Origin of the sequence: Streptomyces sp. NBC_01390 (assembly GCF_045040105.1) — a bacterium.
Lineage (GTDB): Bacteria > Actinomycetota > Actinomycetes > Streptomycetales > Streptomycetaceae > Streptomyces.
This window is the reverse complement of the sequence record NZ_CP109551.1, coordinates 7,945,680-7,970,977: the sequence shown is the minus strand read 5'-3', so window position 1 is coordinate 7,970,977 and position 25,298 is coordinate 7,945,680. Positions and strand designations below refer to the sequence as shown.

Annotated in this window: 32 protein-coding genes and 2 pseudogenes; 21 read left to right on the top strand and 13 right to left on the bottom strand. The window is 67.0% G+C overall.

The genetic code is table 11. The features are described from left to right. Nucleotides 1-118 precede the first annotated feature (118 nt). The 7 genes from sdhC to OG241_RS35895 all read left to right on the top strand — a co-directional run bounded on the left by sdhC (nucleotide 119) and on the right by OG241_RS35895 (nucleotide 5,572). On the top strand, nucleotides 119-499 hold the full coding sequence (gene sdhC / locus OG241_RS35925) for a succinate dehydrogenase, cytochrome b556 subunit (RefSeq protein WP_079054090.1): 381 nt from the start codon (nucleotides 119-121) through the stop codon (nucleotides 497-499). Nucleotides 500-504: 5 nt separating this feature from the next. Next, the gene (locus OG241_RS35920) at nucleotides 505-996 is read left to right on the top strand and encodes a succinate dehydrogenase hydrophobic membrane anchor subunit (RefSeq protein WP_405821383.1); all 492 of its coding nucleotides are present in this window, start codon (nucleotides 505-507) and stop codon (nucleotides 994-996) included. A gap of 33 nt (nucleotides 997-1,029) precedes the next feature. Further along, entirely contained in the window at nucleotides 1,030-2,784 is a 1,755-nt protein-coding gene (gene sdhA, locus OG241_RS35915) for a succinate dehydrogenase flavoprotein subunit (RefSeq protein ID WP_405821381.1), read from the top strand. Then, nucleotides 2,784-3,563, top strand: a complete 780-nt coding sequence (locus tag OG241_RS35910) for a succinate dehydrogenase iron-sulfur subunit (RefSeq protein ID WP_405821379.1) — start codon at nucleotides 2,784-2,786, stop codon at nucleotides 3,561-3,563. The genes sdhA and OG241_RS35910 overlap by 1 nt, the downstream gene beginning before the upstream one ends. A gap of 191 nt (nucleotides 3,564-3,754) precedes the next feature. Beyond that, nucleotides 3,755-4,414, top strand: a complete 660-nt coding sequence (locus OG241_RS35905) for a hypothetical protein (RefSeq protein WP_405821377.1) — start codon at nucleotides 3,755-3,757, stop codon at nucleotides 4,412-4,414. A 34-nt stretch (nucleotides 4,415-4,448) separates the two neighbouring features. After that, nucleotides 4,449-4,760: a hypothetical protein gene (locus OG241_RS35900; protein WP_405821375.1), complete on the top strand. Its 312-nt coding sequence runs from the start codon at nucleotides 4,449-4,451 to the stop codon at nucleotides 4,758-4,760. 170 nt (nucleotides 4,761-4,930) lie between these two features. After that, the gene (locus tag OG241_RS35895) at nucleotides 4,931-5,572 is read left to right on the top strand and encodes a hypothetical protein (protein WP_405821373.1); all 642 of its coding nucleotides are present in this window, start codon (nucleotides 4,931-4,933) and stop codon (nucleotides 5,570-5,572) included. On the opposite strand, the gene OG241_RS35890 is transcribed toward OG241_RS35895, so the two are convergent. Continuing rightward, on the bottom strand, nucleotides 5,531-6,322 hold the full coding sequence (locus OG241_RS35890) for a hypothetical protein (RefSeq protein WP_405821371.1): 792 nt from the start codon (nucleotides 6,320-6,322) through the stop codon (nucleotides 5,531-5,533). The genes OG241_RS35895 and OG241_RS35890 overlap by 42 nt on opposite strands. Before the next feature lie 235 nt (nucleotides 6,323-6,557). Between OG241_RS35890 and OG241_RS35885 the strand changes: the two genes are divergently transcribed. After that, on the top strand, nucleotides 6,558-7,358 hold the full coding sequence (locus tag OG241_RS35885) for a hypothetical protein (RefSeq protein WP_405821369.1): 801 nt from the start codon (nucleotides 6,558-6,560) through the stop codon (nucleotides 7,356-7,358). A gap of 81 nt (nucleotides 7,359-7,439) precedes the next feature. On the opposite strand, the gene OG241_RS35880 is transcribed toward OG241_RS35885, so the two are convergent. Continuing rightward, nucleotides 7,440-8,108: a maleylpyruvate isomerase N-terminal domain-containing protein gene (locus OG241_RS35880; protein ID WP_405821367.1), complete on the bottom strand. Its 669-nt coding sequence runs from the start codon at nucleotides 8,106-8,108 to the stop codon at nucleotides 7,440-7,442. A gap of 261 nt (nucleotides 8,109-8,369) precedes the next feature. Between OG241_RS35880 and OG241_RS35875 the strand changes: the two genes are divergently transcribed. The 4 genes from OG241_RS35875 to OG241_RS35860 all read left to right on the top strand — a co-directional run bounded on the left by OG241_RS35875 (nucleotide 8,370) and on the right by OG241_RS35860 (nucleotide 11,974). Further along, nucleotides 8,370-8,843: a hypothetical protein gene (locus OG241_RS35875; protein ID WP_405821365.1), complete on the top strand. Its 474-nt coding sequence runs from the start codon at nucleotides 8,370-8,372 to the stop codon at nucleotides 8,841-8,843. Next, nucleotides 8,840-9,193, top strand: coding sequence for a hypothetical protein (locus OG241_RS35870; protein WP_405821363.1), 354 nt, complete (start codon nucleotides 8,840-8,842; stop codon nucleotides 9,191-9,193). The genes OG241_RS35875 and OG241_RS35870 overlap by 4 nt, the downstream gene beginning before the upstream one ends. Before the next feature lie 123 nt (nucleotides 9,194-9,316). Then, nucleotides 9,317-10,621 (top strand): M48 family metalloprotease, encoded by a 1,305-nt coding sequence (locus OG241_RS35865; protein ID WP_405821361.1) that lies wholly within the window; start codon nucleotides 9,317-9,319, stop codon nucleotides 10,619-10,621. A 51-nt stretch (nucleotides 10,622-10,672) separates the two neighbouring features. Continuing rightward, nucleotides 10,673-11,974, top strand: coding sequence for an FG-GAP and VCBS repeat-containing protein (locus tag OG241_RS35860; protein WP_405821359.1), 1,302 nt, complete (start codon nucleotides 10,673-10,675; stop codon nucleotides 11,972-11,974). A 90-nt stretch (nucleotides 11,975-12,064) separates the two neighbouring features. Here OG241_RS35860 and OG241_RS35855 read toward each other — a convergent pair whose 3' ends face one another. From OG241_RS35855 to OG241_RS35845, 3 genes are all read right to left on the bottom strand, one after another. Beyond that, nucleotides 12,065-12,280 carry a hypothetical protein gene (locus tag OG241_RS35855; protein ID WP_405821357.1) on the bottom strand — a complete coding sequence of 72 codons (216 nt, stop codon included), beginning with the start codon at nucleotides 12,278-12,280 and terminating at the stop codon, nucleotides 12,065-12,067. A gap of 46 nt (nucleotides 12,281-12,326) precedes the next feature. Next, nucleotides 12,327-12,473: a hypothetical protein gene (locus OG241_RS35850; RefSeq protein WP_405821356.1), complete on the bottom strand. Its 147-nt coding sequence runs from the start codon at nucleotides 12,471-12,473 to the stop codon at nucleotides 12,327-12,329. A gap of 352 nt (nucleotides 12,474-12,825) precedes the next feature. Then, on the bottom strand, nucleotides 12,826-13,878 hold the full coding sequence (locus OG241_RS35845; RefSeq protein ID WP_405821354.1) for a DNA-binding protein: 1,053 nt from the start codon (nucleotides 13,876-13,878) through the stop codon (nucleotides 12,826-12,828). A 231-nt stretch (nucleotides 13,879-14,109) separates the two neighbouring features. Between OG241_RS35845 and OG241_RS35840 the strand changes: the two genes are divergently transcribed. Continuing rightward, nucleotides 14,110-14,337, top strand: coding sequence for a hypothetical protein (locus OG241_RS35840; RefSeq protein WP_405821352.1), 228 nt, complete (start codon nucleotides 14,110-14,112; stop codon nucleotides 14,335-14,337). A gap of 85 nt (nucleotides 14,338-14,422) precedes the next feature. Here the strand turns inward: OG241_RS35840 and OG241_RS35835 are convergent, their stop codons facing one another. Further along, the gene (locus tag OG241_RS35835; protein WP_405821350.1) at nucleotides 14,423-15,190 is read right to left on the bottom strand and encodes a transposase; all 768 of its coding nucleotides are present in this window, start codon (nucleotides 15,188-15,190) and stop codon (nucleotides 14,423-14,425) included. A 90-nt stretch (nucleotides 15,191-15,280) separates the two neighbouring features. On the opposite strand from OG241_RS35835, the gene OG241_RS35830 reads away from it, so the two are divergent. Then, on the top strand, nucleotides 15,281-15,481 hold the full coding sequence (locus OG241_RS35830) for a hypothetical protein (RefSeq protein ID WP_405821348.1): 201 nt from the start codon (nucleotides 15,281-15,283) through the stop codon (nucleotides 15,479-15,481). Nucleotides 15,482-15,569: 88 nt separating this feature from the next. Here the strand turns inward: OG241_RS35830 and OG241_RS35825 are convergent, their stop codons facing one another. The 3 genes from OG241_RS35825 to OG241_RS35815 all read right to left on the bottom strand — a co-directional run bounded on the left by OG241_RS35825 (nucleotide 15,570) and on the right by OG241_RS35815 (nucleotide 17,601). Then, complete coding sequence (locus tag OG241_RS35825; protein WP_405821346.1) at nucleotides 15,570-16,115, bottom strand: hypothetical protein; 546 nt, start codon at nucleotides 16,113-16,115, stop codon at nucleotides 15,570-15,572. A 593-nt stretch (nucleotides 16,116-16,708) separates the two neighbouring features. Continuing rightward, nucleotides 16,709-17,455 (bottom strand): class I SAM-dependent methyltransferase, encoded by a 747-nt coding sequence (locus tag OG241_RS35820; protein WP_405821345.1) that lies wholly within the window; start codon nucleotides 17,453-17,455, stop codon nucleotides 16,709-16,711. Then, nucleotides 17,452-17,601 carry a hypothetical protein gene (locus OG241_RS35815; protein WP_405821343.1) on the bottom strand — a complete coding sequence of 50 codons (150 nt, stop codon included), beginning with the start codon at nucleotides 17,599-17,601 and terminating at the stop codon, nucleotides 17,452-17,454. The genes OG241_RS35820 and OG241_RS35815 overlap by 4 nt, the downstream gene beginning before the upstream one ends. Before the next feature lie 151 nt (nucleotides 17,602-17,752). Here OG241_RS35815 and OG241_RS35810 point away from each other — a divergent pair, with 151 nt between their 5' ends. From OG241_RS35810 to OG241_RS35800, 3 genes are read left to right on the top strand one after another with little or no spacing between them, the layout of a single operon-like run. Next, on the top strand, nucleotides 17,753-19,003 hold the full coding sequence (locus OG241_RS35810) for an IS256 family transposase (protein ID WP_405816475.1): 1,251 nt from the start codon (nucleotides 17,753-17,755) through the stop codon (nucleotides 19,001-19,003). Beyond that, nucleotides 19,003-19,371 (top strand): hypothetical protein, encoded by a 369-nt coding sequence (locus OG241_RS35805; RefSeq protein ID WP_405816476.1) that lies wholly within the window; start codon nucleotides 19,003-19,005, stop codon nucleotides 19,369-19,371. Before OG241_RS35810 ends, OG241_RS35805 begins: the two co-directional genes overlap by 1 nt. A 10-nt stretch (nucleotides 19,372-19,381) precedes the next feature. Then, nucleotides 19,382-20,572, top strand: a complete 1,191-nt coding sequence (locus OG241_RS35800) for a tyrosine-type recombinase/integrase (protein WP_405821341.1) — start codon at nucleotides 19,382-19,384, stop codon at nucleotides 20,570-20,572. Nucleotides 20,573-20,655: 83 nt separating this feature from the next. Here the strand turns inward: OG241_RS35800 and OG241_RS35795 are convergent, their stop codons facing one another. From OG241_RS35795 to OG241_RS35785, 3 genes are all read right to left on the bottom strand, one after another. Further along, a complete protein-coding gene (locus OG241_RS35795; RefSeq protein ID WP_405821340.1) occupies nucleotides 20,656-20,922 on the bottom strand; it encodes a hypothetical protein in 267 nt (88 codons plus the stop codon). Between the two features lie 504 nt (nucleotides 20,923-21,426). After that, entirely contained in the window at nucleotides 21,427-21,897 is a 471-nt protein-coding gene (locus OG241_RS35790; protein WP_405821338.1) for an NUDIX hydrolase, read from the bottom strand. A gap of 2 nt (nucleotides 21,898-21,899) precedes the next feature. Then, nucleotides 21,900-22,619: an XRE family transcriptional regulator gene (locus OG241_RS35785; protein WP_405826610.1), complete on the bottom strand. Its 720-nt coding sequence runs from the start codon at nucleotides 22,617-22,619 to the stop codon at nucleotides 21,900-21,902. 273 nt (nucleotides 22,620-22,892) lie between these two features. On the opposite strand from OG241_RS35785, the gene OG241_RS35780 reads away from it, so the two are divergent. The 4 genes and pseudogenes from OG241_RS35780 to OG241_RS35765 all read left to right on the top strand — a co-directional run. Next, the gene (locus OG241_RS35780) at nucleotides 22,893-23,144 is read left to right on the top strand and encodes a hypothetical protein (protein ID WP_405821336.1); all 252 of its coding nucleotides are present in this window, start codon (nucleotides 22,893-22,895) and stop codon (nucleotides 23,142-23,144) included. Beyond that, nucleotides 23,132-23,377: a hypothetical protein gene (locus OG241_RS35775; protein ID WP_405821335.1), complete on the top strand. Its 246-nt coding sequence runs from the start codon at nucleotides 23,132-23,134 to the stop codon at nucleotides 23,375-23,377. Before OG241_RS35780 ends, OG241_RS35775 begins: the two co-directional genes overlap by 13 nt. A gap of 669 nt (nucleotides 23,378-24,046) precedes the next feature. After that, nucleotides 24,047-24,364 (top strand): annotated as a pseudogene (locus tag OG241_RS35770) (helix-turn-helix domain-containing protein); the annotation flags it as partial. Beyond that, nucleotides 24,363-24,800: pseudogene (locus tag OG241_RS35765) on the top strand (tyrosine-type recombinase/integrase); the annotation flags it as partial. The pseudogenes OG241_RS35770 and OG241_RS35765, both read left to right, overlap by 2 nt. 126 nt (nucleotides 24,801-24,926) lie before the next feature. Here the strand turns inward: OG241_RS35765 and OG241_RS35760 are convergent. Beyond that, nucleotides 24,927-25,298: a DUF6188 family protein gene (locus OG241_RS35760; protein ID WP_405821333.1), complete on the bottom strand. Its 372-nt coding sequence runs from the start codon at nucleotides 25,296-25,298 to the stop codon at nucleotides 24,927-24,929.

Sequence of the window (25,298 nt, the reverse complement as noted above, 5' to 3'; positions counted from 1 at the left end):
TGTAAGCGTTCCGACGACACGTCGCTACGATGGCCAGGGCCGGTGGACCGTACCCGGCCGGGCCCGTCCGACACCGAAGCCGGCGCGGCTCCAGATCCCCGCTCCCGGAGGGTTTTCCGTGCCGGCTGGAACGCTGTACCGCGGCCGGGAAGGAATGTGGTCCTGGGTGGCTCATCGAGTCACCGGCGTCCTCATCTTCTTCTTCCTGTTCGTACACGTCCTGGACACCGCTCTCGTCCGTGTCTCCCCCGAGGCCTACGACAAGGTCGTTGCCACGTACAAGACGCCGATCGTCGCCGTGCTGGAGTACGGCCTCGTCGCCGCCATCCTCTTCCACGCGCTGAACGGCCTCCGCGTCATCGCCGTCGACTTCTGGTCGAAGGGCCCGCGCTTCCAGAAGCAGATGCTGTGGACCGTCGTCGGCCTGTGGGTCGTGCTGATGCTCGGGGCGATCTACCCCGTCCTCGGCCACGCCGCTCGTGAACTGTTCGGGAGCTGACCCACATGGCGACGACTGAAACCACCGCCTCGGGCATCGGCCCCGTCGAGGGCGCGGGCACGTATCCGGGCTACGACGCCGACAACCCGGCGCCCCTGATCGAGGCCCCGCGCAAGCGCACCAAGAAGACCCCGAAGTCCACCCGGGGCAACTTCGAGATGTACGGCTGGCTGTTCATGCGGCTGTCCGGCATCGTCCTGGTCGTCCTGGTCCTGGGCCACCTCCTCATCCAGCTGGTGCTGGACGGCGGTGTCTCCAAGATCGGCTTCGCCTTCGTGGCCGGCCGCTGGGCCGCGCCGTTCTGGCAGGTCTGGGACCTGCTGATGCTGTGGCTGGCGATGCTGCACGGCGCGAACGGCCTGCGCACCGTCATCAACGACTACGCGGAGCGCGCGAACACCCGGCTGTGGCTCAAGGGCCTGCTCTACACCGCCACGGTGTTCACGATCCTGCTGGGCACGCTGGTGATCTTCACCTTCGACCCGAACATCCGCTAGGCCACCGGGTCACAAGGGGCTGAGGTAATTCTGATGAAGATCCACAAGTACGACACCGTCATCGTCGGCGCGGGCGGCGCCGGTATGCGCGCGGCCATCGAGTCGACGAAGCGCAGCCGTACCGCCGTACTGACGAAGCTCTACCCGACCAGGTCCCACACGGGCGCCGCGCAGGGCGGTATGGCCGCCGCGCTCGCCAACGTGGAGGAGGACAACTGGGAGTGGCACACCTTCGACACGATCAAGGGCGGTGACTACCTGGTCGACCAGGACGCCGCCGAGATCCTGGCGAAGGAGGCCATCGACTCGGTCCTCGACCTGGAGAAGATGGGCCTGCCGTTCAACCGCACGCCCGACGGGACGATCGACCAGCGCCGCTTCGGCGGCCACAGCCGCAACCACGGCGAGGCGCCGGTCCGCCGGTCCTGCTACGCGGCCGACCGTACCGGTCACATGATCCTCCAGACGCTGTACCAGAACTGCGTGAAGGAGGGCGTGGAGTTCTTCAACGAGTTCTACGTCCTCGACCAGCTGATCGTCGAGGTCGACGGTGTGAAGCGGTCGGCCGGCGTCGTCGCGTACGAACTGGCGACCGGCGAGATCCACGTCTTCCAGGCGAAGGCCGTGATCTACGCGTCCGGCGGCACCGGCAAGTTCTTCAAGGTGACGTCGAACGCGCACACGCTGACGGGTGACGGCCAGGCGGCGGTCTACCGTCGCGGGCTGCCGCTGGAGGACATGGAGTTCTTCCAGTTCCACCCGACCGGCATCTGGCGCATGGGCATCCTGCTGACGGAGGGCGCCCGCGGTGAGGGCGGCATCCTCCGCAACAAGGACGGCGAGCGCTTCATGGAGAAGTACGCGCCGGTGATGAAGGACCTCGCGTCGCGTGACGTCGTGTCCCGCTCCATCTACACGGAGATCCGCGAAGGCCGTGGTTGTGGCCCCGAGGGCGACCACGTCTACCTCGACCTCACCCACCTCCCGCCGGAGCAGCTCGACGCCAAGCTGCCCGACATCACCGAGTTCGCGCGCACCTACCTCGGTATCGAGCCGTACACGGACCCGATCCCGATCCAGCCCACCGCGCACTACGCGATGGGCGGCATCCCGACGAACGTCCAGGGTGAGGTGCTCCGCGACAACACGACAGTGGTGCCCGGCCTGTACGCCGCCGGTGAGGTCGCGTGTGTGTCCGTGCACGGCGCCAACCGCCTGGGCACCAACAGCCTCCTGGACATCAACGTGTTCGGGAAGCGGGCCGGTATCGCGGCGGCGGAGTACAGCCAGAAGGCCGACTTCGTCGAACTCCCCGAGAACCCGGCGGAGTTGGTGATCTCCCAGGTGGAGCACCTGCGCGAGTCCACGGGCACGGAGCGGGTCGCCGCACTGCGCCTGGAGCTCCAGGAGACCATGGACGCGAACGTCATGGTGTTCCGTACCGAGCAGACGATCAAGACGGCCGTGGAGAAGATCGCGGAACTGCGCGAGCGCTACCGGAACGTCTCGATCCAGGACAAGGGCAAGCGGTTCAACACCGACCTCCTGGAGGCCATCGAGCTGGGCAACCTGCTCGACCTGGCCGAGGTCATGGCGATCTCCGCACTGGCCCGCAAGGAGTCGCGCGGCGGTCACTACCGCGAGGACTACCCGACCCGCGACGACATCAACTTCATGCGCCACACCATGGCGTACCGCGAGGTGGGCGACGACGGCACCGAGTCCATCCGTCTCGACTACAAGCCGGTCGTCCAGACCCGCTACCAGCCGATGGAGCGTAAGTACTGATGGCAACCCCTGTTCTGGACAAGGCGGACGCGGCCGGCGAGCCCGAGCCCGGCTTCGCCGACTCCCCGTACATCACGGCCACCTTCCGCATCCGCCGTTTCAACCCCGAGTTGTCGGCCGAGGCGGTCTGGGAAGACTTCCAGCTGGAGATCGACCCGAAGGAACGCGTCCTCGACGCCCTCCACAAGATCAAGTGGGATCAGGACGGTTCGCTGACGTTCCGTCGGTCCTGCGCGCACGGCATCTGCGGTTCGGACGCCATGCGGATCAACGGCAAGAACCGTCTTGCCTGCAAGACCCTGATCAAGGACATCAACCCCGCCAAGCCGATCACGGTCGAGCCCATCAAGGGCCTGACGGTCCTGAAGGACCTCGTGGTCGACATGGAGCCGTTCTTCCAGGCGTACCGCGACGTGATGCCCTTCCTGATCACGAAGGACACGAACGAGCCGACGCGCGAGCGCTTCCAGACGGCGGAGGACCGGGAGCGGTTCGACGACACCACGAAGTGCATCCTGTGCGCGGCGTGCACGTCCTCGTGCCCGGTGTTCTGGAACGACGGCCAGTACTTCGGCCCGGCGGCGATCGTCAACGCCCACCGCTTCATCTTCGACTCGCGTGACGAGGCCGGCGAGCAGCGGCTGGAGATCCTGAACGACCGTGACGGCGTCTGGCGCTGCCGGACGACGTTCAACTGCACGGACGCGTGCCCTCGCGGCATCGAGGTCACGAAGGCGATCCAGGAAGTGAAGCGGGCGCTGATCACTCGGCGGTTCTGAGGTTCCTGTCTTGACATGTCATGGGCCCCGTTTCCGGTCGCGCACCGAAGACGGGGCCCATGTCCGTGTGTCCGGATCTCGTGAGGCCGTATCGCGCACCGCCCTCTACCGAACGCCTCGTTCCACCTGTCACACTCCGAACCAGTGCGATCCAGGCACATCCGGCAACGTGTGACACGAGAGGCGGATGCATGGGGGAGCCAAAGCCCGAACAGCACTCCGAGTTCAGCAGAAAACCCACATCTCCACCCAATACGTTGCGGCGCGAGGTGCCAGGAGCCGGCTACCCGAACTCCATACACGCCGCAGTGAACATCGCGGCGCCGCTGCTGGCCGGAGGGGCCATAGCGATCAGCGGAGTCGTCGCCGCTGACCACGAGCAGTTCCGCTGGGCCGGTGTCACGCTCCTCCTACTGACACTGGCCGCCATCGTACTGATCGCGAGCGTCCAGTTCGGTTTCCGTGCCGGTCGTTTCCACTTCACCGAGGACGAACTCGACCGATGGGTCGCCAACACCTCGGAAGCGGAGTACTTCAGTTCGGCCCCCAACAGGCAATGGGCCATCGGTCAAGCCCGAAACATCTGGCGCATCAAGGTGCGGCCAGCAGTCCATGCCTACAACGTTGGCACGGTGCTGCTGGGCCTCGGCCTCTCGACGGCGTTGCTGCCGACATCCAGTTCCCATCAAGTCCCTGTCCGTTGGGCGGCCTTCGCTCTCTCCCTTGTCGCCACCATGGGAGAGGCCGTGTGGAGTTGGAGACTCACGGTGCCGCACACACCTCAACTGGCGCCGCCCAGCGACGGCCAGTCGCTTTCGAAGCTCGACAAGGACCCCAAGCACGACTTGTGACAGGGGTTCCCGACCGATGGGAGTGATGAACGTGATGCATGACGTCGTTCTGCCCGGTCAACAGGCCGCCAACTTCTGCCCCATCTGCAATGTCCAATTCCAGGGCGTGTACACCGGGTTGGCCAGGCGGCGGTGGACGAAGGCAAAGGAGCAGGGCGCTGCTGCGGTCACGCAGTTACTGCTGGAGGGAAAGGAGTCGGTCCCTCACAACCCCCCGGAGTGTCTGGGGCGGTTCCTGCCCGCCTGCGTCCTCGCCAAGGAGAGCAGCAGGGAGAGTGCCGAGAGACAAGCTATGGACGTCTGGCGCACGTACTTCGAGGACTCACCGGAGCAGCGCCCACAGTGACATGAGTAGCATGACGGCCTGATCCAGAAGGAGCAAAAAGCCGGGGACAGGTCACGAGGATGGACGGCGCGGACAGAACACAAACCGGAGCGCGGTCCCGGGCCTGGGCCGGGTTGATCGCACTCACTCTCGGCTGCTTCCTGGTCGGCGACACCGTCCATAGGGCCAGAGTGGCTTGGGACGCTGTGGGCGAGTGGTGGCCATGGGCGCTGCTCGCTCTTGCCGGATTCAATCTCCTCCGCTCCGCGGTCTCGGTGAATTCGCTGATCGGACCCGCCCTGTTGGCAGGTGCGGCTCTGTGCGGCCTGGCGCTGTCGCGCGGACTCGACACCCAGGCCGTTCAGAATCTGGGCGTCCCCCTGGCCCTGGCCGGAAGCGGCATAGTGCTGCTACTGACCGCGAGGGAGCGCGATCGGCGTACCCGATGGACCCGCGTCCTGTCCACCGGGAAGGCGCAAGTATCCGTGAACAGCGGCGAGTTGGTGATTCTTCGCGCCCTGGGCGGCGAGCTCGCCGCCCGCTTCGACGCAATGCGTACGCCAGGCGACTCGACGGCGGTCCACGTGACCGTTGTCGCGGGACACGTGCGTATAACAGTGCCGCAGGCATGGCAGGTCAGGGTTCACGCCTCCGGCACCCTACTCACCCGGATCACCGAGACCGGCCGACAGGACAAGAACATCGCCACCGGACCAGTGGCGGGCGTCCGCACTACTCCGGAAAGCGGTGCAGCCCAGGAGACACCACCTCGGCATGAGGTGATCCTCCATCTACTGAGCGTCTGCGGCGCCATCAGCATCGTGTACGTGTGAGTTGCGCACGCCGTGATGGTCGTACGCCAAGTCCGCCACCCACTCCCCCACAAGGGTGTCCGACACCTGCTCGAACACCTCCCGTTCTTCCTCCTTGGTGGGAAGCCGGTGGTGCAACGCGTCCAGCAGATCAAAACGATGCAGGTCGTACACCACCCGCATCAGGCCCGAGTAGGCCTGAGCAGCGATCACCGCCCCCTTGTACGCGACAGCGGCTGCGGCCAGCATCACCGCTGGGAACCAGCGTGCACCCGGCTCGTCACGGAGCGGGACCACCGACAGCAGACCTGTCGCGAGGAAGCTCCAGCACAGGTTGACCGCCGCGTCCAAACCGTCCCGGGTCACGCCCAGAGTCTGCGACATACGCGGCGACACCTGCATGAAGATGCGCGGCCACGACGTGAGGGTGGTGAGCCCATAGCGTTCTCCCGCGGAGATCTCTCCCGAGCGCAGAGCGTTGCCGAGCGCCGTGGGCAGAAGAACCCCGGCGGGAGGCCGTAGGGCGAGTCGACGCTGCGCATCGGCCCCGACCCTCCCCTCGGCCGTATCCGCAGGGACCTTCCCAGCCTGTCGGCGCAGCGCTTCCCACTTCCGCCGCTGGATCTCCGTAAGCACTCCGGCGACCCGGGCGGTCGTCGGCCAGCGGTCCCAGTAGCCCTCCAGCACGCGTACCGCGCGCACTTGGAAAGGCCGAAGCAGCAAAGCCAGCAGTGATGCGCACGCCGTCAGCATCAGCAACGTGCTGACCATGGCGACGGAGCTCCCCGGTACCAGTCGGCCCCAGTCACTACGGCCGGTGAAACTCCCTGCGCGCACAAGGGCCCAGAGGCATCCGACGAACAGCCCGCACGGCACGATCCCGACCACAAACAGCCGCCGCACGAAGTCCCTCCCCCATCGATCAATGTCCCTAGCGCCCCATGCGCACCTGGATACCCATCAGTATGACTAGGAACTTGGTCAACTCCCGTTACAGACTGGGCACATGACCATCCTGAGGAAATCGATCGCGGCACTGTCGGCCGCCGCAGCCACGGCGGCCACCCTGCTCGCGATACCCCCCACCGCCTCGGCAACTCCCGCCCACGACACGGCATACGGCCAACGGCCCCTCGCCCGGGAGAACTTCGACCACCTCCCCCTCGGCCCCGTCACGGCCGGCCGTGGCTGGACGACGGACACCTCCAACGGCACCCTGACCGTCGCCCCGAGTTCGACCGGCAAGGGCCGCGAACTCCGCCTCCACACGGAGGGCAACGGCCGCGCGTTCGTCGTCTTCCCCAACCTCGCCTCGCCCGGCAACAGTTACTGGGCCCGGCTGCGCCTGCGCGTGGACGCCTTCCCCACGGCTCCCGACTGGGCCCACTGGACGATCGCGGAGGCCTCGGGCGCCGACTCCCCCACCCTCGTGCGTCCGTTGGGCGGCCAGTACGCCCCCACGGACCAGGGCAACTTCTGGGGCGTCGGCTCCGATCTCGGCCCGACGGGCGACTGGACGTCGTGGAAGACGTCGGCGCCGGCGGCGGCGTCGAAGTGGAGTTGCGTGGAGTTCCATCTCGACGCTGCGGACAACCGGGTCACGGTGTACTTCGACGGGGTCGAGCAGTCGGACCTGACGGTGGACGGGACGCATCACGGAGGCGCCCAGGACTCCGACTTCGCCTTCCCGACCTTCGACAAGCTGAAGCTGGGCTGGCAGCTGTATCAGGGGAACCCGTCACCGGCGTCGTACGACGTGCGGATGGACGACGTGGTGGTGAGTCCGGGGCGCGCGGGTGGGTGTTGAGAGAACCACTGAGAGTGGGGTGACCCGGTGAGGGGGGGTGAGGCGGGCGGGCGCCCTGCCTCACCCCCCTTCGCTTCGGGTTCAGGCGAGGACGAGCGGGATCGTGGCGGCGAGCTCGTCGCCGAGGGCGGCCGTCTCCGCTTCCGTGGGTGTACGGCGCCCGGTGCCGACCAGTAGGGCGTCAGCGTCGGAGAACTCGGCGGGGAACGGGCTCCCGGCGATCGCCTCCAGCAGGGCGCGTGCCGCCGCGAGGGTCTCGGCGGGCGGCAACTGCGCGGGGTGCGGCAGACGCGCGATCAGGTCCAGGTGATGCAGGGCCCATTCGAGGACGTACGCGGAGAGGTAGTCCCCGACGGTCAGGACCTCGTCCTTGGTGGCGACTCGGACGGTGGGATCAGCGAGCCCGGCAGCGCGACCGGCGGCGGAACCGACGTCGTCGAGGTGGAACTTGAGGAGCCTAGGGTCGCCGTAGGCGGCGGCCAGCCGCGGGATCAGGGCGTCGAGGGGGTCGTCGCCGGTCGGGGGTTCGGTGAGGACGTCCCAGTAGGTGACGGCGTCGACGGTCGGTTCGGTGTCGGGGGCGGCGGGCGTGGCGAGGGTGATCAGGACGTCCTGGGCGTCGATGACGAGGTGACACACCAGGTCCCGCACCAGCCAGCCGGTACAGCCGGAGGGGCGCTCGAAGTCCTCGTCGGGGAGTTCGGCGACGACGGTGAGCAGGGCGTTCCAGGAGCGCGAGAAGAGGTCCACGGGGCGGCACGGTAGTGGGGGGCGGGAAGGGTCGACAAGCAGATTCGGGTGGGGCGGCTCGTGTGCTTGGAAGGTTGGTGCGCGTTACCCGAGTGGAGAACGATCAGGTGCAGCGGCAGTGCAAGGGGCTCGGAGATGACCAGTTTTCACTCGTGGGACACAGTCAAGAAAGAAGTTTTCGACGCCGAGGATATGGAGGAGATCGCCAAGGGAACTCCCGTTTCCCGTCACGCGGCGAACATCCGAGCTACTGTGGATGTCATGACTGAGGCCTACGAGGACGTGCCCTTCAGCGAGCTGCTGCACCATCCGGCCGCGACCACGCGGAAGCTCGACGCCACCCGCGCACTGCGGCTGCGGCGACGCGACGCCGGGGACCTCGCTCTGATGCGGGTCGACCAGATGGAGCGGGATGCCACAGTCGTGGACTTCACCTCCCGCCTGCTCGCCGGACTGGTCCGCACCGAGAACATCGAGGCACTGCGTCAAGCGCTGCCCGAGGCCCTGCCGTGGAGCACCTTCCTGCCCGCCGAGGATGTCGACACGCTCATCGGGGAACTGGTGGACACGGCACGCGGCGCGGCGGCTCTGGGCAACCTCGCCCCCATCGCGCTCCTGCTGACCCAGTGGCGACACAGTGCCGAGATCTACGCGGACCCCTCCCTGCTGGCCATACTCACCCGCGAACCGGAAGGTGACCTCGGCCCCGTGCCTCTGCCTCAGGGCAAGGAGTGAGCCCCAAGCGCGGAGACCGAGCCGCGCCGCCTCCGATCGGCGACGAGTACGACATCCGCTTCGCCAACACCGAGGCCGCCGCCGGCTGGGATCACCTCTCCCGCCAGGCGGCGGGCAACCTGCGCCGCGCCTTCGAGAAGATCCGCGCCACGCCACGAGCCCTGGACAACCCCGACCGCCAGCACCGGCTCAAGGGCAAGCTCGGAACCAGCACTTTCAAGGGCCATCCCCTTGAATGCTGGCAGTACGAGGTGACCGGCGCCGCCCGCATCTGGTACCTCGTGGACGACACCAATCACACAGCTTGGATCACCTACGCGGGCACCGGACACCCGAAGGTCACGGACTGAGCGGTGCGCCACCGGCTCGCGCTCACACAGCCCCAGATTGCCGACCGTATGATCACCCCGAAGTCTTTGAGGTGTCATGAGCAGAGCGACCTCTGAGGAGGGGTCGGGGGGAGGTACGCAGCGATGCGCACCATCACGGAAGGCGTGCTGGAGTCCAGCCAGTGCCCTGAGTGCGGTACGGAGATCCAGGCGGACAGCCGTTTCACCAAGTGGTGTCCGGCCTGCGACTGGAACGTGGACCCGGGCGGCCCGGAACCGGCGAAGGGGCGGCTGGAGACCCTGCGCCGAACGCTGGCGCGGCGGCACGGCGAGAAGCTGCTGGCGACGATGACGTCGGACACGGCGGAGGAGCGGCAGCGGGCTGACCGTGACGTGTCCGGTGTACTGGCGTACGCCATCGCACTGCTGATCCACGGGGTCACGGCCGTGCTCGCAGTGGCCGGGATCTGGTGCGTGGTGAGCGGCTGGGGCGGGTTCCTCATGGTGCCCGGTCTGTTCCTGCTGGCGCTGGGCTGGGCGCTGCGTCCGAGGCTCAACCGGCTGCCCAAGGACGAGGACAACGGCGTCGTCCTGCGCCGCCCGGACGCGCCCGAACTGTTCGCGCTGATCGACGAGATCGCCGTGTCGGCGGGCACGAGTGGTGTGGACGCCGTGGCGGTCAACGCCGAGACGAACGCGAGCGTACAGACGTACGGACTCCGGGACCGCCTCCTGACTCTGGGCCTACCGCTCTGGGAATCCCTCTCCCCCGAGCACCGAATTGCCCTGCTCGGGCACGAGTTGGGTCACTACGGCAACGGGGACACGCGCCGCGGCCTGGTACTCGCGACGGCATACCGCTCGCTCGGCCTCTGGCTCTACTACCTGTCCCCCATCCCGAACCCGACCGCAGTCCAGATGATCACCAACCTGGCGTACGTCGTGCCACGGCTCGTCGTCCAGGGCGTACTGATGCTGCTGGACACCCTGACCCTGCGCGCCACCCAGCGCAGCGAGTACCTCGCCGACTCGGCGGCGGCACAGGCCGGTTCGACGGAGGCGGCGGTAGGCCTGATGGACCGCCTCCTCGTCGCCGGCTCCATCGACATCACCCTGCGCCGCGAGGTGAACGGGCGCCGGATGCGTGGTGGCGGGCGGGCTCGGGGCGCCGAAAGCGAGGGCCTGTGGGAGGAGTTGGCGGCCCACGTGGACTCCATCCCAGAGTTCGAGTACGAACGTCAGCGCCGCGTAGGCGCGTTGCGAGGCCACAGCGTCGACGCGACCCACCCGCCCACCCACTTGAGACGGCGACGACTTCTCGATGGGACGCCGGTGTCGGGGGTGGTGGCTGCGGACGGTGAGCGGTTCGCGCGTATCGCGGGTGAGTTGGCGGGGGCGCGGGGGGTTGTGGCTCGGGAGGTTGTCAGGGATGGATTCGACGGGATGTGACAGAGGCCGAGAACGGGGTGGTTCGACGTGGCCGTCGTCGGAACACACCGCATGTCGCCAGGCTCCGTGACCGCGGCCACCCAGGCCAGGTACGCCGACGACTACAACGGCGACGGCTACCGCGACTACGCGGTCGGGGACGGCGACTCGGTCACCGTGACCTACGGGACCGCGACCGGTCCCGGCACGACGAGTAAGAGGTTCACGCAGAACAGCGCGGGCATCCCGGGCACGTCCGGGGACGCCGGAGGGTACGGCGACGGATTCGGCCGCTCCCTCGCGAACGCCGACCTCAACCGGGACGGGTACGCCGACCTGGTCATCGGCGACCGGTCCGAGAGGGTGAGCGGCAAGACGGCGGCGGGCGCGGTCACCATCATGTGGGGTGCCAGGGCAGGCCTGGGCGCCAAGGCGACTCGTATCCCCGTCACCGCCAACTCCTACTACGGCTTCGGCACCGCCCTCGCGACCGGTGACTTCAACGGCGACGGCAAGCCCGACCTGGCGGTGGCCGACGGGGTCGGAACGGTCTACATCTACCGTGGCGGCATCGGCCCGGCCGGTACGACGGGCAGGGTCACCAAGCACGACCACCGGGACCTGGGCGAGACCACCGCGCTCGTCGCCGGAAAGGTGACGAGGAACAACGCGACGGACCTGTACGTCCTCGGCCAGGGTTACCGGGGCGACGACGGGATGACCCAGGCCGCCTGGTTCCTGCGCGGCGGCGCCACGATCACGTCGGGCAGGCTCACGACGTACAACAACTCGCAGCCCGACTACGGCCCGACGGGCGTCATCGCCGACTTCGACAGGAACGGCTACGGCGACCTCGCGGTCAGCGACGTCCCGCACAGCAAGAGTGCGGGCTCGGTCGTCATCCTGCGCGGGAGCGCCACTGGCCCGGTGAGCACGTACTCCCGCCTCACGCAGGCGACTTCGGGGGTCGCCACGGACGCCACGAAGGGCGACGCCTTCGGCTACTCCCTCTCCGCCGGCGACACGAACCGCGACGGCTACCCGGACCTCGCGGTCAGCGCCGTGTCGGAGAAGGTCGGCTCGGTCGCGGACGCCGGTGGCGTTCACATCCTGCGCGGCAGCAGGAACGGTCTGACCGGCGCGGGTTCCAAGTGGTTCACGCGGGCCACGGCGGGCGTACCGGGCAACCCTGGCCAGTACCAGATGTTCGGCCTCGGCGTCCGCCTGCGCGACATCGACCGGGACGGCGACGCGGACCTGCTGATCTCGGGGCAGTACGGCGGCACGAACGTACTGCTTCGGTCGGCGGGGGCGAGTGGCATCACGGTGGGAGCTGCGAGTGAGGTGAGGGTTCGGGCGGAGTTTCCGCAGTAGGCGGATCTCGACCCGAGGACGGGCCCGGTGACCGACGTGAACTGTCTGTCGGTCACCGGGCCCAGGGATCAGGGATCAGGGATCACGATTTCAAGTGGCGGAGCTCCCGACGCAGAGGCCCCGGATACGGGCCAGCAGGGCGAGGAGGTACGGGTCCGGCTGTACGAGTTGCGCGTGCGCGCTGTGCGGCCACACTTCCCAGCCGGGCCCGGAGTTGGCGTGCACGTACGCCACCACGACCGCGTCGTCCGGGTCGGTGATCAGCCCGTCGCAGTGACGGCACACATGCAGCCCCGGCGGCGTCATGACGCATCGCCGGGCTGGGCGTGGCAGGTGCAGCCGCAGCGGCGCATCAGCAACAGCCCGCCCCCCTCTGGGGCAGGGGCACGTCCTCGGTCTGACGGCAGGCGCGGTGCAGATCCGCGTACTCGGGCAGTTGCGCGACCGTGCATTCCGCCGCCGAGGGTGGGGTGTCCGTGGCGGCGGCACGAATGCTCACAGCGCGGGCTCCTGCTTCCGGTGACGCCGGCAGGCACACGGCGGGAACGCGATCCTCAGGGGGATCGGCTCGTTGCTCCCCAGGACTCTGACAGTGCCTCGGTCCTCGACGATCTCACCGGTTCCCGTGCTCACCGTGTAAACGTGGATTGTCATCCGGACCCCGGGTTCGCACTCCCGCTCGAGGGTTGTAGCTTTCGACATGTCGACCTGCTTCCGTCAGGTGGGCCACGCCCCGGGGCCGTTGACGCGGTCGCCGGGGTCCTTCCTGTGACACATCGTGTCGATTGGAAAGCCCTGTGGCGTTGACCAAGTGTCAACGCCACCGTTCTTGACGGAAGTTGAGCAGAGTGTTATACGCCACACCACAGCGCGTAGTCACGAAGCTCGCTACTGGCCCGCTGCCTGGCGCGCAGGAGCGTGGCCACCGTTTCATGCACGGAGTGGTGGTACCGGGTGAGCTGCGGCGACGCCGCTCGGGCGGCGTTGAGTGAGGTCAGGGCCTCGGCGTTCTGGGCGGTCCATGTCTCGGCGCGGGCTTTGTCGATCCAGAAGTGCGCCGCGCGGGTGGGCGGGTAGTCGTGGGGCAACCGGACGTCCGAGGCAACTGCCAGTGCCTCGTCGTAGTTGTTCTGATCGCCGGCAGCAGCGATCTCATGAAGGTGGACATTGAGCGGACCGAACGCGAGCGTGTAGTCACGGGTCTCGCCGGTCTCCTCGGCCAGTTGCGCGGCTTCACCCATCCAGTCGGCCGCACCGCTGGCGTCTCCGCCTCGGGCTGACAACGTCGCCGCCCGGAGTTGGAGCGTTCCGCGAACGGCCCGGGTGGCGCGCGTACCGTCGTCGTCCAGCTCCCGCAGCGAATGCCGCATGAGGGAGACGCCTCGGTCCAGCCGTGAACTGTCCGCCGCTATCTGCGCGCGCTCGTAGCGTTCGATGGCGACCTGCCGAGGGTCGCCCGACTGCGGGGCCGCGACCGCCATACGGGACAAGGCCAGCCGCGCGAGATCCATGTACCCGATCCGGTACGCCACGATGGCCGCCGTACGAGAGACCTCGGCCTGTGCTGCGTAGGCTCGCTCGCGATCGCATCCCGGGACCACATGGAGCTGTGTGGCCAGAGCCAGTTCGGAGACGAGTCCCGGCAGATCCACTGCGATCTCGGTGAACTGTGCCTTTACGCGGAGGGCACGGAGGAGGCGTACGTCGTCTTCAATGGCATCGAGCGGGCGGGGCGGCGGAGCGTCGTCCGGGGGAAGGTCCCAGTCGTCGAACGCGGTACTGATCGGTGTGAGCAGTGCGTCCAGTTGTTCCTTCTGGAGCGTCTGGACGTATGGCTGGCCACGCAGGACCGAGACGCTCACCGCGAGGGCACGGGCGATAGCAGCGAGCACGGACTCGCTCAAGGCCCGTTCCCCGTTCTCGATACGGCAGAGCTGAGACGTGCGCGCGTCGACCGAGCTCGGAGAGCGAGTAGTCACGGAGGGCGCGGAACTCTCGGATGCGTGCCCCGATACGGTCCGGGGCAACGGAGGCGGTGTCGGACATACTGACCCCCATCGCGATGCTTACACCTCGCAATGTACTCGCGTCGAGATGCACGGGGCGCCGCTCTCTTCCGGTCCGCCTTGCTGACCTTGGGCGCATCCGCTTCTGCGGCCCTCGCCACGGACCTCCTCGCTATCAATGATCTCCTCGGCCCCGCCCGCGTCGATGTCACCGCCACCCTCTACGCCCGCGTCCAGCTCCGTCTCCACCACGACGGCATCGACCTCCTCGGCTGCGCCCCTCCGGAACCCGACGAGATCATCGGCGATCCCGACGGCGGCGACGAACCACCCCTCGCCGGAGCCGCCCTCCGCTGACATTGCCGTCAAGACACCTACGCGTTGTCCCGTAAATGATCTATGAGTGGTTTCGGGCATGGTGGGCTGCTGTGCGGCGGGCGGTCTATTCGGCGAGGGCGAGGTTGTGCATGCGTGCGATGCCGAGCATGGCGTGATGGACACCGTCGCCTTTGAGGCGGCAGTCGCGGAGGATCTTCCAGGTCTTCATGCGGGCGAAAACGTGCTCGACACGGGCGCGGACCTGTTTGTGGGACTTGTTGTGGGCCTGCTTCCACCCGGGCAACTCCTCGCCCGTGCGGCGCCGGTGGGGCATTACGAGCCCGGTGCCCGGATAGCCTCCGTCGGCGATGGTCATCGTGGTGCCGACGGCGGCCTTCGCGCCGGATTCCTCCCATGCCTTGCAGTCGTTGCGGTTGCCGGGCAAGGGCCGGCCGACCACCACGACGAGACGGGTGTCGGCGTCGACGACGACCTGGTGGTTGGTGGAGTACCGGTAGTTCTTCGACTGCTCGGCCACGGTGTGATCGCGGGTGGGCACCAGGGTGCCGTCCACGATGAGCACGGTGTCCTTCGCGAACCGCTTGCGGGGCTGGAGGGCGAGCATCGGCCCGAGATGATCGATGATCCGGTCCGCCGCCGACTTGGAAACCCCGAACAGCGGGGCCAGTTGGCGCATGGTCAGGTTCGTCCGCCAGTAGGCCGCGACCAGCAGCGCCCGGTCCTCCAGCGGCAGGCTCCATGGCCGACCCCTGCGGACTGCGTCTGCACCCTCGCGCCGCAGACCTGTCACCAGCTTCCAGAACTGGCGCGGAATCAGCCCGGTGAACGGAGCTATCCAGGACAGCTCCGACGACGTGATCACACCAGCCACAACAAGATCATCCCACTGTGCCCGTGCCTGCTCAGCCTCGGAGTCATCTTTCGCCGATCAAACTCGTGATCAAGCCGTACCATCCCCGCCATGACAATCGATGTCCTCGCCGAGGACCTCCAGCCCGGCGACCTCCTGGAGCTCTCCACGGAAACGGGCACTCAGATCATCCGGTTGACTCATGTGGAGCGGCGCACCCAGGGCATCAAGTTCATGGGTCGCAATCACCAGGGGATCCTCTACTCCAGCGGCATGAAGTACGGGGAGTTGGCGCGGTGCGTCCAGCCGTAGACCGTCGCGTGGACTGCCGATGGCAGTTACGGGACAGCCCTTAGAAGTCCCACCAGCATCGTTCGAATGGGGCTTCATAGCTACCTACTCATGGAAGCGAAGGAAATACTTCCTCCCACGCTTCCAGACGCCCGTCAAGATTTCCTCCGGACATCATTTTCGCCAATCTCAGAGCAGGTGAGACAAGATTCTTGGCGGCCCTCAGACGACGAATCTGCACAATGTCGAGAGCGCGCCAATCAGTCGACATATCCCGAGCCTCCTCGACCGACATTGGAAGCTCCTGAAACAGAAGGGAAATTAGATGAGAAGGATTCAGGATTTCAATTTCAGGGTTCGGTGGAACCCGCTGCAGGAGGACTACGGCGAGATTCAGGCGGCGGATTACACTCTCACGCCGATCAATCGCGCCCGAGGTCACGGCAGCTTCGAGAGCGTACTCGAGCGCCGAAGCGCAGGTACGCCAAGAATCGACAGACAGGGAGCCGCACTCGTCAGTCAGGCGCATCGTCATCAGCTCAACGACGCCGAGCCACTGCCCGCTACTCAGCTCAGAGACCGTCGGGGTGCGTGAAACCAGAAGCTCAGTGAGCGACTGGAGGTCGAGCGACGCCAAATCATCGGGGCGGTTCATCAGAATTGAACTCCCACCGCGGCAAATGCGGCCCTACCGACTTGCAGACTCTCACTCGATGGCAGGAAGTGACCACTGTGGTTGTTAATATCCAACCCGAAGAACCCGTCTCCCGACGATCCAGCAATATCGGCCTCACCAGCCGCACGGACTGGCGCCCCTCGCGTGAGAACAGAATGCGAAATCTCTTGACCATTGACGAATTTCGGAATTACCACGAGACTCCCATCCTCACGAACCGCCCACTTGACCGTCCCGGAACTGACTGCAGAATCAAATCCGGCGGATCCAGCGCTAGAAGGCGTAACGCCCAACCCGTCCGCCTGGGCGAGCTCCCTCTCAAGCGTTCGTGGCATTGAATTGGGGAAAACGCCACAACCCGGCCCACTGTTATGCACTAGCACCGGCGTATCGCCTGCCAGCACATAGTACGTGTGCTACGCGGCCCCTCTCTATCTGCGTATTCGCAGATCAGCGGTGGTTTCGGGTTCCGCTGGTGTCCGTGGTTGTGCGGGGGAATCCGTGGGTGTTGCCGTCGCTACTGCCGTCAGGAGTCGGGCGGCTGGCACTGGTGCCATTTCTCGCCTCGCCGGTCACCGCGGAGTTTGTCGGGCCACCGTGTACGCGGTTGGGCCGGTGAGCCCTCCATCTGCGCCGTCCCTCATGTCCAGGACATCGAAGCCAGCACCCTCCGCGTAGCGTTCCAGTTCGCGGGGGAACAGGACGCGCCTGCGGATCTCGTCTCGCGCCTCGTCGCCCGAGGGGAGCGACCAGTGCCGATGCATGGTGTTGATCTGGGTCCGCAAGTCCCACGTGTGGCGGATGGTGACGGTGGCGGGTCCTCTCGGGGTGGCCACCGTGGCAGTGGTCGGCTCGCTCCGGGTGATTGGGGCGACGGGGGAACACAGCACGAGCAGCGCTCCTGGCTGGGCATGTGCCGCGAAGGTGGCGAAGACCTGGCTGATCGCCTCGTTGTCGTGCACGTAGGCGAGGCTGTTGCCCATGCAGGTCACCACGTCCATGCGCTTGCCGAGTCGCACTGTGCGCATATCGCCGGTGCGGATGTCCAGTCCCGGCCGGGACTTGTGGGCGTAGTCGACCATGCCGGGCTGGAGGTCCACGCCGATGCACTCGAAGCGCTTGGCCAGGATCTCCAGGTCCCGGCCGGTACCGCATCCGAAGTCGACCAGGGTTTGGGCGTCCGGCCTGTGCAACTCGGTCAGGGTCTGGCACATCTCGGCGCTCATGCTGTCGGACTGGACCACGTCGTAAAGTGCCAGATCGCGGTACAGGAGGTTTGTGGCTTCCACGTGCTCGGCTTCCGTGTTGGGGCTGGTCACATGAGGCTTCGCAGCCCGACCTCCAGGGCGAGCACGTCGCACAGCAGGTCGGGGACGACCAACGCGGAGTCGGCGTTCCTCCCCGCCTTGGCGAGAGCCTTGCCGTCAACGTAGCCGAGGTCCACCAGGATGGACTCCTTCAGCATGTCGTCCAGTACGGGCAAACCGTAGGAGAGCAATGCTCAGGACTTGTGGATCGGTTCCGGGAGGGCGTGCGAAGGGCGTACCTTCCCGAATGATCCTTTGATGGTCACCGAGTAGGCCCGCGTTCGCAGCGCGGGTCGGGAAGGCACGCCCGTGCTCAGCGTAGTGAACGCCGATGGCTCGACCGAGACCGGCTCCCTGATCGACGAGATCGTCCGCGAGGGCGCCCGCCGGATGCTGGCCGCCGCCTTGGAGGCCGAAGTCAACCAGTACATAGCCGAGTTGACGACCGAGACCGACGAGCGGGGGCGTCGGCTCGTGGTCCGCAACGGTCATCACCGGCCCCGGACCGTGGTCACCGCAGCCGGGCCGGTCGAGGTCACCGCGCCTCGGGTGAACGACCGTCGAGTGGACGAGGCCACCGGTGAGCGCAAGCGGTTCTCGTCGAAGATCCTTGCGCCGTGGTGCCGCAAGTCGCCCAAGGTCAGCGAGGTGCTGCCGCTGCTCTACCTGCACGGACTGTCCTCTGGGGACTTCGTGCCGGCGCTGGAGCAGTTCCTCGGCTCGGCCGCCGGACTGTCGTCGGCCACCGTGACCCGGCTGACGAAGCAGTGGGGCGACGACCACGCCGCCTTCCAGGCCCGTGACCTGTCCGACCGGGACTTCGTCTACGTGTGGGCTGACGGGGTGCACCCCAAGGTCCGGCTCGGGCAGGCGCACTCATGCGTCCTGGTCCTGCTCGGGGTGCGCGTCGACGGCACGAAGGAGCTGATCGCGATCGCGGAGGGGCTGCGTGAGTCCACGGAGTCGTGGGCCGACCTGCTGCGCGATTGCCGCCGGCGCGGCATGCGCGACCCGGAGCTGGTGGTCGGTGACGGCGCGATGGGGCTGTGGCGGGCCCTGGCCGAGGTCTTCCCCGCAGCCAGGCATCAGAGGTGCTGGGTTCACAAGGCCCGAAATGTCACGAACGCCCTGCCGAAGTCCGCGCAGCCGGGCGCGACGAAGGCGATGCAGGAGATCTACAACGCCGAGGACCGCACGCACGCCGAGAAGGCAATCGACGCGTTCGCGAAGACCTACGGGCAGAAGTGGCCCAAGGCCGTCGCGAAGATCCTCGACGACCGGGAGGAACTGCTGGCGTTCTACGACTTCCCGGCCGAGCACTGGATCCATCTGCGGACCACAAATCCGATCGAGTCCACGTTCTCCACGGTCAAGCTCCGCACCAAGGTCACTCGCGGCGCTGGCAGCCCAGCCGCGGCCCTCGCCATGGTGTTCAAGCTCGTGGAGTCCGCCCAGGCCCGCTGGCGGGCGATCACCGGCGCACACCTGGTCCCGCTGGTCCGCGCGGGCGCGAGGTTCGAGAATGGCCAGCTCGTGGAGCGAAACGAGGTCGCGGCCTGATGACCGCCCTGGATCCCCTCACCGACGAGGAACTGGACGAACTCGACGAGCTGGCAGGGGCCGCGACTCCGGGCCCGTGGTTCGTCCGCAGCCTCGACGATGCCGACGCCATGAGCCTTGTCGCCGTGAGCACAGTGCCCGACACCGGCCTCGGCGAGCGGTGGCCGGGCTTCGACCACCGCGAAATCGTGGCGGCGACCCTCATCCAACAACCCCGCTACGTCGATGCCGTCGATGAGCGATGGGACGAGAACGCGCACTTCATCGCGGCCACCCGCGGCACCGTCCCCCGCCTCGTCGCCGAAATCAGGCGTCTGCGCCAACAGCTGGAGGCCACCAGTCCTACGAATGGTCAAGAAGCGAACTGATCCACAACTATTGACAATTGCTCCCGGATACGTCCTCGCGCCCGGTAACACCCGCAGGCGCGTCCGTGTCTACGGCGCCACCCGTAAAGACGCGATGAGCAAGCTCACCGAGAAGATCGCCGCCAGCAACCGCGGTCTCCCCATCGCAGCAGCCGACAGCACCGTGAGCGCCTATCTGACGTACTGGCTGGACGGCGTCGCCGTTCACCACCTGCGGGAGAACACCCACACCCGCTACGCGGCCTCCATCCGTCTCCACATCAATCCCGGCCTCGGTGCCAAGAAGCTCGCCCGGCTCACCACCCGCGACGTGCGCACCTTCCTCGACGGACTCCGCACCACCTGCCAGTGCTGCGCCCAGAAACGGGACTCCGTCCGGCGGTCCTGCTGCACCATCGGCCAGTGCTGCGGAAAGCGGCTCTCTCCGCTGACCGTGACGTACGTCCACGCCGTGCTCAAGTCCGCCCTGGAACATGCCGTCCGCGAGGACGAACTGCCGCGCAACGTCGCCCGGAACGTCAAGACGACCACGCCCCGCCCCAGGCGTTTCCAGCCCCTCACCGCCGCCGAAGCCCGGCAGCTTCTCCATGCGGCCAACGGTGACCGGCTTCGCGCCCTGTACGAACTAGCCCTGCGCACCGGACTCCGCAAAGGCGAACTCCTCGGCCTCCACTGGGAAGACCTCGACCTCGACGGCGGCACCGCCACCATCCACCGCTCCCTCCAGCGCACCCGCCGCCAGGGGCTGACCGTCCTGAACACCAAGACCCGCGCCTCCGAACGCCGCATCGCCCTCCCCACCGAATGCCTCAGCTCCCTCAAGATCCACCAGGAACAGCAGCAGGAAGAGCGCCAGGCCGCCGGAACGGGCTCGACAGACAACGGCCTCGTCTTCACCACCCCGAACGGCCAGCCGCTCGACCCCACCAACCTCACCCGCCGCTTCCGCCGCCTCCTCCACAGCGCGGAACTCCGGACGATCCGCTTTCACGACCTCCGACACTCGACCGCCACCCTGCTCCTGGAACAAGGCGTCGACCTCGTCGTCATCAAAGAACTCCTCGGCCACGCCCACATCGGCGTCACCGCCACCGTCTACGCCCACGTCCGACTCCGCCTCCAACGCCAGGCCATCGACACCCTGAGCGACGCACTCCGCACGGGCACCGACGAGCCGCCCACCGCAGCAGCCGTCCGCTGACGTTGCCGTCAGCGTTGCCGTCAAACGCGTCAGAAGCCCCGCCAGGACACACCTGACGGGGCTTCAAGCATCACCTACTGCACTCAGATTTCCTTGCCCAGCTCTTCCGCAAGCCCCTCGTGCAGGGCTTCATTCTGCTCCCGCGTCGATGACCATGCCCGGCTGTAATGAACCAATCGCTTAGCCTCGGCAGCCGAGCAAATACCCAGATCACCTACTGCGCGAATGCAAGCGATTTGCGAGAATCCGCGCTCTTTTAGGTAGTCGAGCACAGCTTCGACTTCCATGCCCTCTCTCAGCTTGGGTCGAAGCTCCTGCAGCGTCGCCTCGTACTGCGCCTGTCCGATCACCTGGATCCTCCAGAATACCTGGTCAGGTCGATGGTGAAGTCAACCTTATGCCCGACAGGTCCACTCAGTCTCTCCCCCTCAATCCTAAGCGACTCATATCCCTGTCTTGCCAGAGACGGAGCTATGTTGCCTCGAAGCTCCGAAAGGACTGGCCCCACCCCAAGACTTCCACGCTCAAGACCGTCCTCTCCATAAACAGCAACGTTGGAAATGGTCACACGCGTGCCATTTACTTCCACGTTGCCGCCCATTCCAACCACCCCGTGCGGAGTGTTTATTTCATGCCAGAGGTAATCACCATCGGCGACATTCGGAAAACCACAGGCAGAGCCACCGGAATTATGCACCAAGACCGGCGTCTCGCCCGCCAGCACATAGTACGTGTGCTACGCGGACCCCTCTACCTGCTTTTTCGCAGGTCAAGCGCAGTTTGCTGGTCCGGTGAAGTGCGTGGGCGTTCGTGGTTGTGCGGGGCTGTTGCCGTCGCTACTGCCGTCAGACGGTTCAGCCCAGGTACGGCTTTTCGCGCTGTTCCAGGAAGTGTTGGAGCCTGAGTCGTTGGGTGTGGTGCATCGGCAGCTGCTCGATCTCTTCCGGCGGCACGAACCGGAGCTCGGTGGACTCGTCGGAAATCTCCAGCCGGCCGCCGGTGATGCGGGCGGTGAAGCAGACGTTGAACTGGCGGCGGACCTCGCAGTCGGTGTAGGCGATGATGTGTTTCGGGTCGGTGTAGGTGCCGACCAGGCCGGTGATCTCGACGTCTAGGCCGGTCTCCTCTTTGACCTCGCGGACTGCTGTGCCTGGCAGGGAGTCGGTGAGGTCCATTCCGCCTCCGGGCAGGGCCCATAGGTCGTTGTCGCGGCGGCGCTGGAGGAGGATGCGCCCGTGGTCGTCGGTGACGACGGCGGAGGCAGCGACGACCATGCTGTTCGGCTTGGGCGCGTTGGGGTCGTCGTAGTACTCGGTGCGGGCCACGGTCAGTCTTCCTCTCGTACGGGGGTTGCGGTCGCCCACACGGCGTCGAAGCTGTCGGCGTAGGTGTCGAACATGCCGCTCTCCTGGTGTCGGCGAAGGTGCCACACGGGGGCTGCGTAGGCGTTGACGCCCCAGACGTGTGCGTTGACGAGTTGCTGGTCGTCGGCGCGGTAGAGGGAGTTGTAGAGCGTGGTTTCGTGGGTGCGGACTTCGATGCCGGGGGTGTCGGCGAGCGGCTTGTAGTGCATGAGCGCGAGGCGGCAGCGGGATTCGATGCCGTGGCCGAACCGCTCTTCCTGGCCGCGGGCTTGGACGTTGTCGCTGTCGGGGTCCCCGATCGCGATGCGGACGGTGCAGCCTTCGGCGGCGCGTTCGGTGAGGAGTTCGTTCAGCCGCGGGTACGCCTCGTGGAGGAAGACGGCCGCGTAGACGAGGATGTCGATCCGCTCCCGGGCTTGGGCCATCAGGTCGGTGAACGTCGAGACGGGGAGGTCGGCCCGCTGTTCGTAGAGCGCGACCAGTTCGGGGCTGATGGCGCGGGCGGGGCGGGCCTGGCGGAGCGCCGGCCAGAGTGCGTGCACGTCTTCTCCCAGGGCCTTGGCCGCCTGGAGGGCGGTGGCACGACGTGGGATACGCCCGAGGTTCACCCAGCGCTCGATCGACTTGGGGTCGACCTCGACCTGCTGAGCGAGTGCGGCGTACGTCCAGCCTCCCGCCGCCATGACGGCTCGTAGTCTCTCGTTCGGCACGAGTCTCCCCCTTCGTCTCAGGACGGCACTAGGGACGTTCTACACGGTGCAGGACGTCCCGCAATGGGGTTTGGTGGAGGTTCCTTCGTCCCGGTGACCGGCGTGAGGATCGGTGCCGACCCTGCGGCACCAACAGGCCCAGGGGCACGCATCAACGCCGCCGAGGAGCGTCACCGTGCGAATGAGCGCCATCCCACGTGTTCCCGCCCTGCGACTGGACGCCCGGTCGCGCGCCGCCTCGCTGGGGTGGTCACGGTGACGGCCCCCACCCCTGATGCCGACGGGCACACCGTCTCGCCCGATGCTGGCACCCTGGTGGTCGACCGGCGAAGCGGCAAGGTGGGCGTGGTGATGGGGCATGTGGGGACGTACGTGCAGCTTCGGCCACCGCGCGGTGGCCGGGAGTGGGACGTGCCGCCCGAGGACGTACGTACGCCGACTCCCACGGAGGAGTTGAGCGCGAAGGTGGCCGTGGCCAACCGGAGGTGGGGACGGTGACCCCTCGCTCGATCCTGCGCTATGAGACCTGGACGCTCCAGCCCGACCGCGAGCCGGACGCGGAGCCGGTCCATTACGCGATGCAGTGCGCCGTGGACGGAGAGACCTCGCCGACAAGCGAGGACTTCGCCGAACCGCAGGACTGGGTACTCCGGCACTGCGGCCAGAACCCGTCCCACCACACCTACCGGGAGATCATCACCCGCCCCTGGCGGACCTGGCGCCAGACGTGACCCACCTCGCTCGCCCAGGCGCCGCACCGCGCTGACCCACCCGACTCCCGTCCCTGCCGGGCGCAGCCGATCGAGGCTCCCCCGCACTCGTCAGCCCCGGCAGGGACGGGCCTCACGCGCGTGCCGTGCCCATGGCTGTGGGGGTTCTGGCCTCTGCCACAGAAAGTCAGCCACGACGACGGGCGCGCCGACCGACCACCCGCCACGTATGTCTCGCTCAACCCCGCACCGGCATCAGCCCAGTTATCTCCATCGTCACGGCCCCCAGCCAGGCAGCAGGCATGGGCGTCCGGGACGGCGCGAGCCCGCCGGGCAGCCTCTCAGGTGCCCGGCCAGTCTGCTGCTGAGCGGTCGCACCGGGGCTTCCGATTGGTGGTCCGGCCTACGTTCCCGGGCTTTGCGCGCCGAGTGGTCGGCGGCCGTCGCCAGCGGGGCGGCAGACAGGAGCAGGCGGCGGTCACCGACCGCCAGCGCGCGGCGGCCCGCGTCAGCGGGACGCCCTTGATCAAGTAAAGAAACTCTGAACAGCTCGCCCCGTGCTGCGTGTGTCCGGTCCCGGTAGATGCTTGACACTTCGATCCCAGCTGATGGTTGACGGTGGCCGTGATCGGCTTTGCTGTGCGCGTCGTTGCGGCGTGTGGCGGGAGGCTGGGATTGGCTCTGGTGGAGTTGTCGGTTGTCGAGCAGAGATACCGGGCTGTTCTGGCGGTGCTGGCGGGTGCGACGGTGACGGAGGTCGCTGCTCGGCTGGGTGTGTCGCGCCAGACGGTGAGCGGGTGGAAGTCCCGGTATGAGGCCTCGGGCCTGGCCGGGTTGGCAGACCGTTCCCGTAGGCCGGCTTCATGTCCGCATCAGGCGTCTGTCGAGGTGGAGGCGGCCGTGTGCGAATTGCGGCGTAAGCATCCGAGGTGGGGGCCGCGGCGGATCGCGCATGTGCTGGAGCGTTCGGGGGCGGTGACGCCGGTGCCGTCGCGGATGACGGTGTATCCCCGCCCGCTGCCTCCAGTCGCTGAAGCTCCACCAGGAACAGCAGCGGCGTGAGCATGACACTGCAGGCACCGAGTGGCAGCACAACGGGTACGTCTTCACCACGCCGCAGGGCTGTGCGATAGACCCAACCAACCTCACCCGCACCTTCACCACCCTCCTCCACAACGCAGGCCTCCGCCGCATCCGCTTCCACGACCTCCGCCACTCCACCGCAACCCTGCTCCTGGAACAGGGCGTCGAACTCATCGTGATCAAGGAACTCCTCGGCCACGCCCACATCGGCGTCACCGCCACCGTCTACGCCCACGTCCGACTCCGCCTCCAGCGCAACGCCATCGGCATCCTCGGCCATGCCCTCCGCAACCCCGCCGAGAGCGCTGGCCAGCCCGACGGCGACGACGACCCACCACTCTGCGCAGTTTCCGTCCGCTGACGTTGCCGTCAACTACTGCCGTCAGACACCGCTGTGGCCCCGTCGGAACGCTCCCGACGGGGCCACTAATTTGCTCCTGCATGCAGGTGTGATGCGCAGATCAGGTTTTCCGGCTACGGCTGGATATCACTCACCACTCCACACCGCAATCTCTCCTCCGGGCATGCAGGTCACTCGCTTTCCCTTAGGCCCGACAAGCCCCCAAGCCTCATACTCCTCGTCCGGAAGGACAGTCAGTTTCGTGCCACTCTCGAATTCGATCATGAGATCCCCGGCTCTTCCCACTTCAGCCTCAGTAATCACGTCACGGGCCAGTCGGACGAGATGAGGAGCAGCAACGTCCGGGGATTCCGGATCGAAAGACACATGATCCCCGGCCGAGACTTGAAGAACCGCCTCGGTCTCGATGCGCAGTTCGCAATCCCCACTGGTCAGGACTGTGAGAGCCGCATCGAAGCAGACACGGGTAACTGCTTGACCCCGAAGGTTCAGGTTCAT